This window comes from Croceicoccus esteveae (assembly GCF_031846435.1).
GTDB classification, from domain to species: domain Bacteria; phylum Pseudomonadota; class Alphaproteobacteria; order Sphingomonadales; family Sphingomonadaceae; genus Croceicoccus; species Croceicoccus esteveae.
The window spans coordinates 61,898-76,652 of sequence record NZ_JAVRHS010000006.1; the positions used below are offsets into that span (position 1 = coordinate 61,898).

Annotated in this window: 12 protein-coding genes; 4 read left to right on the plus strand and 8 right to left on the minus strand. The window is 59.6% G+C overall.

The window, feature by feature from the left end; all coding sequences use genetic code 11:
- The first annotated feature begins 108 nt into the window (after window positions 1–108).
- The 3 genes from RM533_RS08905 to RM533_RS08915 are packed head-to-tail and all read left to right on the plus strand — an operon-like array spanning window position 109 to window position 3,359.
- Complete coding sequence (locus RM533_RS08905) at window positions 109–1,386, plus strand: MFS transporter (protein ID WP_311340883.1); 1,278 nt, start codon at window positions 109–111, stop codon at window positions 1,384–1,386.
- Between the two features lie 3 nt (window positions 1,387–1,389).
- On the plus strand, window positions 1,390–2,541 hold the full coding sequence (locus RM533_RS08910; RefSeq protein ID WP_311340884.1) for an oxidoreductase family protein: 1,152 nt from the start codon (window positions 1,390–1,392) through the stop codon (window positions 2,539–2,541).
- Window positions 2,538–3,359, plus strand: a complete 822-nt coding sequence (locus RM533_RS08915; RefSeq protein ID WP_311340885.1) for an SDR family NAD(P)-dependent oxidoreductase — start codon at window positions 2,538–2,540, stop codon at window positions 3,357–3,359. The genes RM533_RS08910 and RM533_RS08915 overlap by 4 nt, the downstream gene beginning before the upstream one ends.
- A gap of 64 nt (window positions 3,360–3,423) precedes the next feature.
- Here the strand turns inward: RM533_RS08915 and RM533_RS08920 are convergent, their stop codons facing one another.
- From RM533_RS08920 to RM533_RS08955, 8 genes are all read right to left on the minus strand, one after another.
- The gene (locus tag RM533_RS08920) at window positions 3,424–4,344 is read right to left on the minus strand and encodes a TIGR03619 family F420-dependent LLM class oxidoreductase (RefSeq protein WP_311340886.1); all 921 of its coding nucleotides are present in this window, start codon (window positions 4,342–4,344) and stop codon (window positions 3,424–3,426) included.
- A 75-nt stretch (window positions 4,345–4,419) separates the two neighbouring features.
- A complete protein-coding gene (cofC, locus tag RM533_RS08925) occupies window positions 4,420–4,983 on the minus strand; it encodes a 2-phospho-L-lactate guanylyltransferase (protein WP_311340887.1) in 564 nt (187 codons plus the stop codon).
- Complete coding sequence (gene cofD, locus RM533_RS08930) at window positions 4,983–5,909, minus strand: 2-phospho-L-lactate transferase (RefSeq protein WP_311340888.1); 927 nt, start codon at window positions 5,907–5,909, stop codon at window positions 4,983–4,985. The genes cofC and cofD overlap by 1 nt, the downstream gene beginning before the upstream one ends.
- On the minus strand, window positions 5,906–6,667 hold the full coding sequence (gene cofE, locus RM533_RS08935; RefSeq protein WP_311340889.1) for a coenzyme F420-0:L-glutamate ligase: 762 nt from the start codon (window positions 6,665–6,667) through the stop codon (window positions 5,906–5,908). Before cofE ends, cofD begins: the two co-directional genes overlap by 4 nt.
- Window positions 6,664–7,314: an NADPH-dependent F420 reductase gene (gene npdG / locus RM533_RS08940; protein WP_311340890.1), complete on the minus strand. Its 651-nt coding sequence runs from the start codon at window positions 7,312–7,314 to the stop codon at window positions 6,664–6,666. The genes cofE and npdG overlap by 4 nt, the downstream gene beginning before the upstream one ends.
- 18 nt (window positions 7,315–7,332) lie before the next feature.
- Entirely contained in the window at window positions 7,333–9,651 is a 2,319-nt protein-coding gene (gene cofH, locus RM533_RS08945; protein WP_311340891.1) for a 5-amino-6-(D-ribitylamino)uracil--L-tyrosine 4-hydroxyphenyl transferase CofH, read from the minus strand.
- Window positions 9,652–9,716: 65 nt separating this feature from the next.
- Window positions 9,717–10,646 (minus strand): 3,5-dioxohexanoate:acetyl-CoA acetone transferase, encoded by a 930-nt coding sequence (gene kce / locus RM533_RS08950; RefSeq protein ID WP_311340892.1) that lies wholly within the window; start codon window positions 10,644–10,646, stop codon window positions 9,717–9,719.
- Window positions 10,647–10,730: 84 nt separating this feature from the next.
- Entirely contained in the window at window positions 10,731–13,400 is a 2,670-nt protein-coding gene (locus tag RM533_RS08955; RefSeq protein ID WP_311340893.1) for a winged helix-turn-helix domain-containing protein, read from the minus strand.
- Window positions 13,401–13,586: 186 nt separating this feature from the next.
- Between RM533_RS08955 and RM533_RS08960 the strand changes: the two genes are divergently transcribed.
- Complete coding sequence (locus tag RM533_RS08960; protein WP_311340894.1) at window positions 13,587–14,750, plus strand: acyl-CoA dehydrogenase family protein; 1,164 nt, start codon at window positions 13,587–13,589, stop codon at window positions 14,748–14,750.
- The last annotated feature ends 5 nt before the right edge of the window (window positions 14,751–14,755 follow it).

Below are 14,755 nucleotides of genomic sequence, written 5' to 3' on the forward strand. Positions count from 1 at the left end.
CAATCTCCGATCTGGCTTGATCGCCCTGACCGGCAAAACGCGCCCCTTTCGTCGGACAGGTTGCGTCTGCTGCCGCTCTGCAATGCAGAGGCACGAGGGAGGAAGCATATGGTTAGTGCCCTGACCGGCAGAAGCGATGGAAATTACCGCTGGTACGTGCTTGCCATTCTCACGATTGCGCAGACATGCCACGGAATCGACAGGGCGATCATCGGCCTCGTGTTGAAGCCAGTGGGCGACGAGTTCAGCCTTTCCGGCGAACAAATGGGCATTCTTGCAGGCCTGGCCTACGGCATTCCCTTTGCGATAGCCGCCTTACCGTTCGGCTATGCTGTCGACAGGTTTAATCGCAAGAACCTCATGACCTTTGCCCTGTCTGCGTGGAGCGCTGCGACCGCCGCGTGCGGAGCGGCAACCGGTTTCTGGACAATGTTGATGGGCCGGGCCGCAGTCGGTGTTGCCGAAGCTGGCGGTTCACCCACCGGCATGTCGCTCCTGTCCGACTATTTCGGCACGGACAAGCGCTCCACCGCGATCGGCATCTGGTATCTCAGCACCGGCATCGGCACCGCCCTAGCCTTCTTTGTTGGCGGCTGGATCGTGGAGCTTTACGGCTGGCGCTGGGCATTCGTCGCTGCTGGCATTCCGGGCCTGATGCTGGCGCCGCTTCTCTTCCTGACAATCAAGGAACCCAAGCGCGGACAACAGGATGAACCCTCTGACGAGGCCAGCGGCCCTTTCGCGCAACGCACGCGCGAATTGATGGGGCGGCCCGGCATCTTCTTCTGCATTGCAGCCATCACATGCATCGCCACCGGAATCTATGGGATGAGCACGTGGCTCGCCACTTTCCTGATAACCAGCCACGATCTGGCAATTTCCAGTGCGGGCATGGTGGTCGCCATTTCGTATGGCATTCTGGGGTCGGTCGGCAATCTGATCGTGGGATGGGGCACGGACCGTATCAACGCATCGCGCGGCGGGTTCAATCCGGCGCTCACATCCTTCCTCGGTGCGATCATACCCTTTCTTACCGCGATTGCCGCGCTGGCAGCAGTTGCCACGGATGACACTACGCTGGCCATCGGCCTGATCTTTGCAGCAGGCCTGTTCAGCGCGTCCTACAACGGGCCGATCTATGCCGTCATCGTCACCATCGCTGGTCCGCAATTGCGCGGCCTTGCTGTCTCATTCGTGCAGCTTAGCGCCAATTTTATCGGGGTTGGACTGGGAGCCTGGCTGATTGGCCGGGTTGCCGATGAAGTGGGCGGGCAGGATGGCGTCGCATGGGGCATCGCGGCAGCCATGATGTTCTGTATTTTCGGGGGAATATTCCTCCTACTGGCCAGCCGTCAAATCAGTAAGTCCCAGACCTCAAGGAGCTGAACCATGGATCCACAAGCCGCCCCAAAGTACAGGAATTCAGTGGTCGACACCAACTGTGTTCCGCGGCCCTATCCCGCGCGGACGGACAAGTTGCCTACCTCTATGTATGATGTCGATGCCGTGTGGCTTGGGGGGATGATGAGCTACAAATATCCCGGCGTGGCAGCTAATAGCATGGAAACCGTTGAACTCCTCAACAGCCATACCACAAAATGGAGAGTGAAGGTGGGCTGGAACGAAGCCGGGAAAGCGGCTGGCCTGCCCGAGCATGTGTGCATGAAAGCCAACTGGTCTGGTTCTTTCGACAATGTCGATATCCATGCCGTGGAAGCGCGCTTCTACCATTACCTGATCGACGAGATGGAAGTGCCGACCGCCCGGTGTTTCTACGCCGATTGGGATGATGACGGCAGCGCGCATGGCTTCGTGGTGCTTGAAGACCTAGTCCAGCGCGGCGGCAAGTTCGGCCACAGCACCGATGCCAACGGCGTGGACATGATCCTTGAAAACCTCGAGGGCCTCGCCACGCTGCACGGTAGCCTCTGGGGTAGCGACAAGATCAGCCGCGAAAACGCACCATGGCTGCAAACCCAGATGGACACCCCGGTGGACAGCGACCAGGTGCGGATCATGTGGCAGTGGATCGAGGCCAATCTCGAAGACCCGGCTTTTCGCGAGATCGCCCCTCGGCACTACCTGGACGATCCTGGCAAGGTGGAACGCGCCTTTGACCGGCTCGGAGAGATAGAGCGCGGCTATGATGCGCCGTATTGCATCGTGCTGGGCGATTGCCATCAGGGAAACACATACATTCTGCCCGATGGCGAACGCTTGTGGCTCGACTGGCAACTCGTTCGGCGCGGAAGACCTTGGCGCGACCTGACCTACTTCGTGATCGGTGCACTAAGTATCGAGGAGCGCCGCAAACACCACAAGGACATGGTAAAGCGCTATCGCGAATATCTGATCGCAACCGGCGTCCAGGGCGTGCCGGACTTCGATGAAGCATGGGAGCAGACACGGCTTTTCGTCATGTACGGATTGCAGGCCTGGGCCGCCAATCTCGACGCCTGGGGGCAAAACGGCATACCTATGAACGAGCGCTTCTTCACCGCAGCCGAGGACTACGGCACTTGGCAACTCCTGGGAGAATGAACATGGGGCTCGTCGAAGGCAAAGTGGCCATTGTTACAGGGTCCGGAGCGAACATCGGAGAAGCATGCGCCAAGATGTTGGCCGCGCACGGCGCCCGTGTCGCCATCGCCGATATCAACGAGGATGGCGCCAATCGCGTGGCAGCGGAAATCGAGGAAGCTGGTGGCAAAGCCACCAGCTTCACGGTTGATCTGGCCGAAGAATCCAGCATTGTCACAATGATAAAAGGCGTAGTCGAGACGTTCGGAGCGATCGACATCCTGCATAACAATGCAGCAAATACAGGCGTTGCACAGATGCAACGCGACGCATCGCTTGCCGAGATGGATGCGGAAGTCTGGGATGTCGCCTTTGACATTAATGTCCGCGGCACGATGTTCGTCACCAAGCATGTCGTTCCCCATATGATCGCAGCAGGGGGCGGTTCAATCATCAATACAGGCTCCGGCGTCTCCCTGTTGGGCGACGTGCTGAACCCGGCCTACAGTTCGTCGAAGGCAGCCGTGAATGCGTTGACGCGCAATAGCGCGGTCCAGTTTGGTCGTGCCAACATACGCTGCAACGCAGTACTCCCCGGACTTGTGCTCAGTCCTGTCGCGAAGGCGCAGATGACCGATGAACAGTTAAATGTGATCCAGCGCCACGTGCTGCTGCCACGAGAAAGTGTTCCCGACGATATCGCTGGTACTGTGCTGTGGCTGGCATCCGATCTATCCAGCTTCGTTACCGGACAGATTATATCGGCTGACGGCGGCATCTGCCACCATCAGCCGCATTATGCTGACATGATGGACATGTTCGCCAGCGCGCAAGGCTGACCATCTGAATTGAACAGGGATCTGGCTTAGTGCCGGAGCCATAATCCCGAGCGGGTTCTACCGATCAGACGGCGGGCATGACATCTTCCGCCACCCATTGCTGGCGATCGATCCATGCCTGCTTGTCAGCAAGGCCCGGTGGTAGCGGCACGATGGTTTCGGTAATGCCAAGCTCTTTCAGCCAACCGATTTGATCGATGATCTTCTGCGCATCTGCCGTGCCGGGTGCACGCGGATCGTCCAGGATCTCGTGATGCGCACCGACATTGAGCATTTCGAGAGCGAAGAACACCTCAAGCGGGCGACCATCATATTTTGGTTGTGACTTGATGTACTCTATACACTCCGGGAATTTCTCCGGCGGCGTGCGGAATGGGGACCAGCCGTTGCCGAATTTCGCTACCCGGCGCTGAACCGCCGGAGCATCGCCACCGAACCAGATCGGCATGTGTGGCTTCTGAACAGGTTTGGGCGCAAAACCGCAATCCCTGAAACTCACGAATTCTCCTTCGAACTCCGGATCATCCTTGGTCCAAAGTTCAATCATCGCAGCGATGTATTCGTCTGCCATCGCGCCTCTTTTCTCAAAGGGCACGCCCAACATCTCGAATTCCTCCTTCAGCCAACCGACACCGAAGATCGGTTCCGCGCGACCGCCCGTTACCCAATCGAGGGTGGCCCACGCCTTGGCCTGCACGATGGGACTTTGCAGCGGAAGAATGGAAATCGATGATGAAAGGCGAAGATTTTTCGTCTGTCCGCCGTAGAACCCCAATGCCACGGCAGTATGGAAATACCAGTCGCCCGATAGTTCTATGTGCTCCTTGGGAATGATGAAATGCTCACCCAGCATGCACTTGTAGAAACCTAGCCGATCCGCGACCGCCATCAGTTCACCGACATCGCTACCTGTAAGCGGGTCTTCCCACGGCTGCACCATTGCAGCAACCTTCATGCTCTTTGGAATACCTACACTCAGCTTCATGATCGACTCTCCCGGCGTTTAATCCCGCAGATACAGTCGCGACGGTCCGGTCCGACCTGCCGGACGGAAGGCCGGTCAGAACTGCAGACCCCGCCCTCGCAGGAACGCGAGGTCATCAGGGGTATCGAGATCGGCCGACAGGCCGCAGCGTTGCAGCACGGGCATATCGGCGTCTTGCGCGCAATGGAGCGACCGGCTGCCCGGGCCGAACCGGAAGGCGAACGGTCTTCCGTCGGCCAGTGCTAGAACATTGGTGCCTTCTCCTGCTCTGTCCGTCGCGAGGGCAATGCCATGGCCTGTTGCTGCGGCAAGCAGAGCTTCCACGTCCGCTTCCTCCAGAAGAGGCAAATCGGCGTGCATCACCAGAAGAGGTGCAGGCCCAGATGCTATCCGAAAGGCGGAAATCTCGGGATTGAGGCCGCGGCCCCAGTCCTTCGCCCAGGTCGTAGCGGGATGAAGGAACGGCATATTGGAAAGGACCGCTACGCTTCCAATTGCTTGGCAATGGGTCAGCACGTCGATAACGTGATGAGCCATCGTGACTGCCAACTTCTCCCGCACGGCGGCATCCATCACCTTTTCCAGCCGCGACTTGCCGGCAATACCGATGCGAATGGGAACAAGCGCAGTCCAGGCCATCAGTGACGAAGCTGCCGCGCCAGATCGATTGCCACCAGTGCGACACGGCGCCTGTCCTCGTCCGATGTCATCAGGGTATTGGTGACCAAAACGGGCGGGCCTGGCGGGGAAGCATCGCCTTCATGGATCACCATGCCGTCGACAAGACTGCCATAATGGTCGGCTATCGACTGGTTCGTGACGGCCAACCCCAACTCATTCATCAGTTTGGCGGTCGGCCCCTTTACCGCCTTTCCTCCGACAAGCGGCGAAACGGCTACAAGCGGGGCCTGCCTCGTTTCGAGCGCATTGCGAAGACCGGGCACTGCCAGCAAGGGATCGACGCTGAGCCATGGGTTAGACGGGGCCAGGAGAATAATATCCGCCGTTGCAATGGCTTCCACCACTCCGGGGGCAGGCACCGCGCTGGCAGCGCCTTCAAAGCGGATGGCGGAAATGCGCGGCTCGCAACGCTGCTGCACGAAATAGCGCTGAAAGGGGAGAGACCCCGCATCGGTTTCGAGCCATGTCGCAACGGGATCGTCGCTCATCGGCAGGATTGAAAGTTCAAGCCCCCACTGCCGCGCAAAATCCTGGGTGATTGCCGATAATGGGCGGCCGGCCTCTTTTGCAACGCGGCGCAGCACGTGCAGCGCAAGATCGCCATCGCCAAGGCTGAACCAGTCTTCTCCGTCAAGGCTTCTGATAGCTTCCATGAACGACCATGTTTCCCCCTCGCGACCCCAGCCAAGCTGCGTGTTGGCAAGATCAGCCAGAGTATAAAGCAGGGTATCGATATCGGGCGACACCGGCAGACCCAGGTGCTCGAAATCGTCACCTGTGTTGACGATGGCGGCAAGCTGAGGGCCGGGCACCACCTGTTGCAAACCCTTGACCAGTTTGGCCCCGCCCACGCCTCCGGTCAGAACTACGACGCGATCTTTCACCTGAACAGATCCTCACCCGGTGGTCGCAGCAAGTCGCTGCTTGTCTGGTAGCCGGGTTGCCATTCCAGACCGCGCACAACGCAAGCCGGCAGCCCCTCGGGGCCCTCGCCCATCGCAAGACCGGCCGCCGCCGCGACGGAGTCGGCAAAGGCAATTTGCGTCACCTGCATGATGCGTCCGTCCCGGTCCGGCTTGCCGCGTTCGTCGATCACCGCCGGCGGGCCTGCCGTGCCGATCGCAACATTCGTCGTACCAATACGCCAAGGGCGACCGAAGCTATCGGAGATAACTACACCGGGAAGCACTCCGGTCCGATCCTGGCAAGGTTCGGCGATACGCCGGGCGCTGGAATCGGGATCTTCCGGGAGCAGAAGGACACGATTTTCGCCGCCTTTCCCGAGGTTTGATGCATCGATGCCGGCATTGGCCATTACATGGCCCAGGCGATGACGGGTTATGAGGACATTGGGCACTGCCCTTACCACCGCCGACGATTCGCGCAGGACAAGTTCGACAAGCGCAGGCTCCTTGAGCGTGATGCCAGCCAGTTTCCTGGCTTCATCGCTCACGTCCACGCAAGCAAGGTCGAACATGCGTCCCTCGGCCTTCGACACGATCTTTTGCGTGACCACCAGTATGTCACCCGGCGCAAGGCCAGGATCGCCCGTGGCAAGATGGTCCGAGAGGATCACCGGCAGATCATCGCCAGCCCGGAATTCCGGCAATCCGGCGACAGGATGCACGCTGTACATCGTCATTCGGAAGGTTTCAGTTCACCCGTGATACGAATTCCTGCGCCGTCCACCTGGTAGTTCTTGTTGATGAATATGAGCAGCGAAGTCATCGCTTCGGCTGCGGCGGCGTTGACGAGCGGTCCGGCATGAATACCGCGCAATCCAACCGCCTCGGCCAGCGTGACCACTTCCGCACGAGCGGCCTTTTCGTCGCCGAACACCAGGATATCGCAATAGACGTCGCCTTCTTCGGCAAGTCGATGCGCCGCGACGTTGTGGAACGCTGCCACCAGCCGCACGTCATCGCCAAGCAACTTGCTGGCACAGGCAGCAGCCGAACCTTCTTCCGGGAGTTGCACACGCATGACCTTGGGCGGGACCAGCGGAACGGTGGTGTCGACAACGATCTTGCCCGCTACATGCGGCCTGATTTCGGAAAGCGTGGCCTTCTGCGCAGAGAAAGGCACCGTGACCAGCACGATATCGGCAGCTGCGGCCGCGTCCGGGTTAGCTGCCCCGGTTAGCCCGTGCCCCAGCTCATCAGCCTTGGCCTGCGCCGATTCCGCCTGGCGCGATCCGATGGTGACATCATGACCTGCCTTGGCAAGTCGCCACGCCAGCGCGCTGCCCAGTTGGCCCGTACCACCGACAACGGCGATTTTCTGGCACATAGCTTGTTTCCTGTTCTTTTAATGGATGTCTTCGGTCTCGCGCAGGCGCCGACCGTAAATTGTTGTACGTTCTTTCAACCTTCGTCCGATCCCATGGGCGAGCGCGCGCATTTCAGGTACGCCGAATTCCTGGCCGTTCACTCCGCCCGCAGCGCGCGTGATGGATTCGTCCATCAGTGTGCCGCCAAGATCATTGGCGCCGGCCTGAAGAATGCGTGCTGCGCCCTCGCCGCCCACCTTTACCCAGCTTACCTGGATGTTGGGAATTGCACCATCCAGCGCAATACGGGACACGGCATGCATCAGGACTGTCTCACGCCACGTGGGGCCTGAACGGGTGTGCCCGCGCCGCCAGTTGGGCGCTTCCATATGTACGAACGGCAGCGGAACGAATTCGGAAAAACCGCCGGTTTCCAGCTGCAGCGAGCGCAGACGCAGCAAGTGCGTGGCCCAATGGGAATAATTTTCAACGTGGCCGAACATGATCGTTGCGGTGGTCGATAGCCCGACAGTGTGTGCAGCCCGCATCACGGCCAGCCATTCATCTGTGTTCACCTTGTCCGCGCAGATAATTTCGCGAACATCGTCCGACAGGATCTCCGCCGCCGTGCCGGGAAGGGTTGCCAGCCCGCATTCCTTGAGCGAGGCGAGATATTCCTCGTACCCCAATCCAAGCGTCGTTGCACCATGGTGCACTTCCAGCGGAGAAAAGGCATGTACGTGCATTTGCGGAACGGCATCCTTCACCGCCTGCACGATCCCGCGATAGGTGTTCCCGTCATAGCTGGGGTGGATGCCCCCTTGCAGGCAGACCTCGCTCGCCCCGCGTTCATGCGCCTCGATGGTCCGGCGTGCGATCTCTTCGTGGTCGATATTGTAGGCCGGGCCTCGTTCGCTCTTCGTGCTGCCCTTGGAGAATGCGCAAAATCCGCAACGATAAAGGCAGATGTTGGTGTAGTTGATATTTCGGTTGACCACGTGGGTGATGGTATTGCCCACCCTGTCGCGCCGCAATTCGTCGGCAAACCTGCAAATCCGCTCGAAATCGCGACCCTCGGCAGTAAACAGCCTGGCGATTTGGCGTGCGCTGATTTCCTCGCCCTGCTCCACGCGGCCAAGGGCAATGCGGATCTCCATATCGCTGCCTGTGCCGATGGAAAGCGGCGCTTCGGGTATCGCATCTCCCCTGCCGGGATGCCAGTCACTGTCACGCGGGAGTCCGCGCGCATCCGTGGCGCGGCGCACGCGCGGCTGCAGAGCCTCGTCGATCCACTGGTCCGGAGTCCGCGCAAAGGCAGGACCGACGGCAAGCCGTTGGCGCAGGTGGCGCCCAGCCTGCTCAGTCTGCGTTTCCAGCTGCTCGAGATGTGGCCACGGAGCTTCGGGATTGACGTGATCCATCGTCACAGGCGATACGCCGCCCCAGTCGTTGACTCCCGCCCGCACCAACTCGCCAAGTTCTCCCGGTTGCAGATTGGGTGGTGCCTGCACGAACATCTCCGGCTGCAGGATCAGCCTTGCTGCGGCAATCGTCCAGAGATGCTCGTCCAGTCCGAGATCCGGCGCATTGGCCATCAGGGTTTCGGCCTTTGCGCGGAAGTTCTGGATGATGACTTCCTGCACATGACCATAACGCGCATGAAGATCGCGAATAGCAAGCAGGGCCTCAACGCGCTCCAGCCGGGTTTCGCCTATTCCGATCAGTAGCCCGGTGGTGAACGGTACCTTCGCCTCGCCTGCCAGACGAAGCGATTGCAACCGAACTTCCGGCACCTTGTCGGGCGAACCGAAATGCGGCATCCCTTTTTCGCACAGACGCCCCGAAGTGCTTTCCAGCATCAGGCCCATCGATGCGGAAACAGGACGCAATTTCTCGTAATCCGCAGCCTGCATGATGCCGGGGTTAAGGTGCGGAAGCAGGCTTGTCTCTTTCAGCACCAGCGCAGACACGTGCGCGAGATAGTCGAGCGTGCTGGCAAACCCGCGCTCATTCAGCCATTCGCGCGCGGTTCTATATCGTTCCTCGGGGCGATCTCCCAAAGTGAACAGAGACTCGCGGCAGCCACGCTCTTCCCCGGCACGGGCTATCTCCAGAACTTCTTCCGGCTCAAGGAAAGGGGCGTCCAGTTGCGAAGGCCGATGTGCGAAGGTGCAGTAATGGCAGACATCGCGGCATAGCTTGGTCAGCGGGATGAACACCTTGCGCGAATAGGTCACCAGTGTTCCATGCGCTGCCATGGTCTTGGCCTCAGCCTCCACCAGAAGGTCTTCCAGAGGCAGCGATTCCAGCCTTTCCAGCCAGTTGCGTGCCTCGGACTCGTTCCACCATTCAACCATATCGCGTTACATTCTCTTTCATTCGGTGGTCTCGCCGCGGATCATCCGGAGCCATCTTTCGACAATCAAATATTTGTCCGGTCGCCTCCCTTGAGATCAAGGATCTTTCGCGCCTCATCGGGTGTGGCGACCGACAGGCCCATGCCTTCGACAATACTTCTCGCGGTCGCAACCTGCTCGGCATTGGTTTCGGCCAGTCTGCCCGGCCCGGCCCACAGTGAATCTTCAAGTCCCACCCGGACGTTGCCGCCCATCGACGCCGCCATGGCGACGATACTCATCTGACGCGCCCCGGCGCCCAGCACCGACCATTCGTATTGGTCTCCGAACAGGCGATCAGCGGTGCGTTTCATATGCGAGACATCCTCAGGGTGGCCGCCAATTCCCCCCAGAATACCAAAGCAGGTCTGGACGAAAAGTGGAGCTTTCACGAGGCCGCGATCAAGGAAATGCGCCAGGTTGTAGAGATGGCTGGTGTCATAACATTCGAATTCGAAGCGCGTGCCGACCGGCGTCAGCAATTCCAGCAGGCCCTCGATATCCTTGTAGGTGTTCTTAAAAACCAGATCTCGAGAACCCTCGAGCAGCGCCGGTTCCCATTCGTGCTGCCATTCCTTGTAACGATCGAGCATGGGGAACAGGCCAAAGCCCATCGAACCCATGTTCAGACTGGCCACTTCCGGTGCGAACTGCGTTGCTGGTCTGAGCCGCTCCTCCAGTTTCATCGAGGGATGGCCGCCAGTGGTGATATTGAGCACGGCGTCGCTACGCTGCTTGATAACCTTGAGGAAAGGCTCGTAAAGGTCGGGGTTCTGGTCAGGCCGCCCATCCTGCGGATTGCGCGCATGAAGGTGAATGATTGCCGCGCCCGCTTCTGCCGCGCCGACCGCGGCATCCGCGATCTCGTCGGCAGTTACCGGAAGGTGCGGAGACATACTGGGCGTATGGATAGCGCCCGTTACCGCACAACTGATTATTACCTTGCCCTTCGCCACAACTAAACTCCCGCGGTAAGATCTTCTGATTCCACTCCGGGTAGGATCAGTGGGAAGCGGCGCAATCTAACCTTCGATAGGGTGTCAGGATAGAATTCCCAGTTGCCTTGCCCGCAACACAGCCTGAGGGCGTCGGCGAACGCCCAGCTTGTCGTAGATCTGTTGCATGTACCATTTGACGGTGCCTTCGGTCAGACCGAGCCTGCCTCCGATCTCGCGGTTCCGCAGCCCGCCGCTTACCTGCTTCAGGATTTCGATCTCTCGCAGCGACAGCCCGCCGCTGGGGCCGTAGTTCTCGTCTTCCTCGTCCTCCATCTGCGGATTGCCCTTGAGCGATTTCACCAGCCGCGCCGCAAATTTGTCGACGGGGTTATCGAGGATCGGGCCACTTCCATAGGCTTCGATAATCAGCGAACCTATTGCATCTCCTTCGTCAAGGAACGGGCGCAGCCAACCGCCCGGTTCCGCCAGTTCCACAGCCGAGCGAACCGATCGGCGAGCTTCCGAACGATTACCCGCAAGCACCGCGATTTCGGCAAGCAGAAGTTCGAAATGCAACGCTGAACGAACCGCGCCGCGGCGGCGAACAAACTCAAGCCAGCGCTTGGCCACCTTGCGCGAACGTACAAGGCGGAAGCGGTGCATTTCTATCCGCAGCCACGCGATCGCAAGCCACTCGTTGAGGCGCGTGGGATTGAGGGTGGGCACGGGCTCTCCCTCGTTTACCAGATCGCAGGAATGGAGGAGCTCTTCTGCCTGCTCGAGGTGGCCGATCTTTATCAGGGTCCGCACCTGCTCCGAAACCACCATGGCTCTGAGCCGGTCCAGTCCGCATTCGATTGCGACGAGGTGCGCCTCTTCCAGTCCCGAGAGAGCCGATGCAAAATCGCCGTCTGCCGCCGCCAGCCTGGCGCGCACGAGATATCCGGATGCCACCTGATCGACGAACCCCCATTGCCGGATGGAAGGCATGTAGCGATCGACAAGTTGCGCAGCTTCCTCCAGCTCGTCGCATTCATACAGGATTTCCGCCATCGGCAATGCCGGCAAGGCTCCAAGTCCCGGCACTTCGTTCTCGCGCTGACGGGCGATTTCCTGTGCTTCGTGGAGGAACTGCTTTGCCATTTCCGTCTTGCCCTGGGCCACGAGCGTAGGAGCAACCGAGGACTTGAGCGCGATCGATGCAAAGGCCGAGCCCGGTTGCGCCAATGCCTTGCGCAGCTCGCCTTCGAGGCGGAGCATATCGTGAAAATGGTAAAGCTCGCGGCGTGCGGACAGTAGCTGCGCCAGCAAGGTGCAGCTGAGATAGGGATGATCGTCACCCAAATCTGCCAGCAGCGGGCCGCACTCTTCTTCCACGGCGACCATATTGTCGCGGGCAGCATCGAGCATGACCTTGCGGTGCCGAACGTGAAAGTTCAGCTGGCGCGCAGCGTAGTCGTCCAGCTCGCCGGTCTCGATCCGGTCCTCGATCGTTTTTTCTGCCGCTTCGATGAGCCGCTCTGCCGAACTGAATGCAAGACGTCGGCTGCGCCGCCAAGACATCGCCAGCAGGACGTGCGGCTTGTCCTCTACCACCTGCCAGGGAAGCTGGCTTGCCAGCTCGTCGAGACGTTGCAACAGGCCAGCGTAGATCATCTGCTCGGCGAGTGCTTCCATCTGGGATGCCAGGAATTCCTGATCCGCGCTTTGTTCCGCATGTTCGAGCGCGCGATGATAGTCTCCGATGTCCGAATAATAGCGGCTTGCGCGCCGGTTCAACTCAGCCGCTCGCGCAGGTGCCAGCTTGACGAGCCGCCCACGAACCATTTCCCTGAACAGCTTGTAGTGTCGGTATTCGCCCTGTTCGCGATCAATCTCGATGAGGAACAGGCCGCGCTCGAAGGCTTCATCAAGATATTTGCGCGCTTCGTTCTGCCCGATGACCGCCGCGCAGGCCGATGGTGTCAATTCCTCCAGAACCGACGTGTCGACAAGAAAGTCCCGCAGTTCCTGTGGCAGACCCTCGATTACTTCTTCGTGGAAATAGCTGGCATATTCGTGCCGCAGCCGACTTGCCGCACGCTCCGGCTTTTCTTTCCGAAGGCTGTCCTTGTGCCATGTTTGCGACGCTAGGATCAGGCCGGCTGCCCAGCCTTGCGTCTCGGAAATCATGCGCTGAATTTGCGATGCGGTCGGCTCCGGTCCGATTTCCTGCCGCAGAAGATCTCTGGCCTCTTCCGAGCTGAAGCAGAGATCCTGCATGTTGATTTCGAGCAGGTAACCGAGCGATCTCAGGCGCGCGAGGTGGATATCGTTCTCACCTCGCGTGGCGATTAGCGTGATTAGCCCATCGCGCGAACTGAAGATCAGCTGCTCGATGAATTTGTGGACTTCTGCCGGCAGCAACTGGCCGTCGTCGACTAACAAGATCGGCGCAGCTCCCGATCGCTGCGCAAGTTCGAATAACCAGGTGCTCGGGTCGCTGGAATTCAGCGAAAGCCCTGCCGCAGCGCAAGCTTGCGAAAGCGCACCGAGAAAGCTTTCCAGGCTGTCGATACCGGCTCTCGCGGCGATCCAGAGGACGGAACGTCCGCGTTCGGATAGCAGCTCTGCCCAGCGCAGCATGGCTGTCGTCTTGCCGAAGCCAGCAGGTGCGATCACCGTGACTGCACGATACCCGCCAATCTTCTCCGCCAGTGCTTCCAGCCTGGCACGTTCGATATAGTCGTGCGCCGAGCGCGGCGGCACGATCGTGGTCTGGACTACGCCCATTCCCGCAACTCTCTTCCCAATTCCCGGTCGGTCTTTGTGCCGACGGTGGCTCGCTTATCGTTGAACGAAACATCTGTGGCAAGCCTCTTTTCCTATCGGCAGATAGGTTGTGGCACGCATCCACGAGGGCAACGAGGCATTGGAGAACCGCTAACAAGAAGGATCGCGGTTTTTTGGGAGAGGAAAATGGATTTCGAACTGCCTGAAGATCATCGCGCGTTCCGCGACATGATCAGGCGCTGGGTCGACAAGGAATGCCCCAAGGAGTGGGCCCGCGAGCTCGAGGCGGATGAACACAACTATCCGCATGCCTTGTGGGACAAGTTCACGGAGGCCGGCCTGCACGGTGTCGGCATCGATGAAGAATATGGCGGCCAGGGCGGCGATGTCGTGATGCAGATGGTGCTGGCGCGCGAACTGGCGCGTTCGCTGGGGGGGCTTGCCTGGATATGGGGCATCACCTCGTTCGCCGGTTCGAAATCCATCGGACTCTACGGCACCCAAAAACAGAAGGCGAAATATCTTCCGAAGATCGCCGCCGGCGAATTGAAGGCGGCGATTTCATTCACCGAACCCGGTGGCGGAACCGATCTGCTGGGCAACCTCGCGACCACTGCCGAAAAAGTTGACGGCGGCTGGATACTCAATGGCGAGAAGATTTGGAGCTCGTCAGCCCATGTGGCGGATTTCATGCTTTGCATCGCCCGATCGGACAAGTCGGTGGAGAAGAAACACCAGGGTCTCACGCTGTTCTGGGTTCCTACGGACGCAGAAGGCGTAACCATCACGCCGCTCGCCAAGCTGGGCATGCGCTCGATGGGCAGTTGCACCGTGGTTTATGACAACGTCTTCGTCGCCGACGAGAACGTCCTCGCGGAGCCCCACAACGCCTGGTACACCCTGCTGCCGACGCTCAACAACGAGCGGATCATGGTCGGGGCCTTCTGCCTCGGCGTGATCGACGGCGTCCTGGAAGACGCCTTGGCATATCTCATGCAGCGCAAGGCTTTCGGTAAATATATCGGCGAATTCCAGGCACTGCAGCACTACGTCGCCGATATTGCCACCTCGCAAAAAACTACCGAGCTTCTGCTTCATTTTTGCGCCTCCAAACAGGCGCTTGGCGAAGATGTGGGGAATGAAGCCAACATGCTCAAACTGCACGCTTCGGAAGCGGCCAACCAAGCCGCCGACCTGGGCATCCAGATGCTGGGCGGCATGGGCTATTCTGCGGAAACCGACATGCAGCGATACTGGCGCGACAGCCGTCTCTGGCGGATCGGCCCCATAACCAACGAGATGGTCCGAAACGGGATTGCACAGTCTCTCGGCCTCCCCCGCTCTTTCTGACTAAA

Bases quoted from the DNA above. Each gene is read 5' to 3' on its own strand.
- cofH (WP_311340891.1), bottom strand. From the start codon at position 9,651: ATGGTTGAATGGTGGAACGAGTCCGAGGCACGCAACTGGCTGGAAAGG.
- RM533_RS08960 (WP_311340894.1), top strand. From the start codon at position 13,587: ATGGATTTCGAACTGCCTGAAGATCATCGCGCGTTCCGCGACATGATC.
- RM533_RS08920 (WP_311340886.1), bottom strand. From the start codon at position 4,344: ATGAAGCTGAGTGTAGGTATTCCAAAGAGCATGAAGGTTGCTGCAATG.
- cofC (WP_311340887.1), bottom strand. From the start codon at position 4,983: ATGGCCTGGACTGCGCTTGTTCCCATTCGCATCGGTATTGCCGGCAAG.
- RM533_RS08905 (WP_311340883.1), top strand. From the start codon at position 109: ATGGTTAGTGCCCTGACCGGCAGAAGCGATGGAAATTACCGCTGGTAC.
- npdG (WP_311340890.1), bottom strand. From the start codon at position 7,314: ATGTGCCAGAAAATCGCCGTTGTCGGTGGTACGGGCCAACTGGGCAGC.
- cofE (WP_311340889.1), bottom strand. From the start codon at position 6,667: ATGACGATGTACAGCGTGCATCCTGTCGCCGGATTGCCGGAATTCCGG.
- RM533_RS08955 (WP_311340893.1), bottom strand. From the start codon at position 13,400: ATGGGCGTAGTCCAGACCACGATCGTGCCGCCGCGCTCGGCGCACGAC.
- RM533_RS08910 (WP_311340884.1), top strand. From the start codon at position 1,390: ATGGATCCACAAGCCGCCCCAAAGTACAGGAATTCAGTGGTCGACACC.
- RM533_RS08915 (WP_311340885.1), top strand. From the start codon at position 2,538: ATGAACATGGGGCTCGTCGAAGGCAAAGTGGCCATTGTTACAGGGTCC.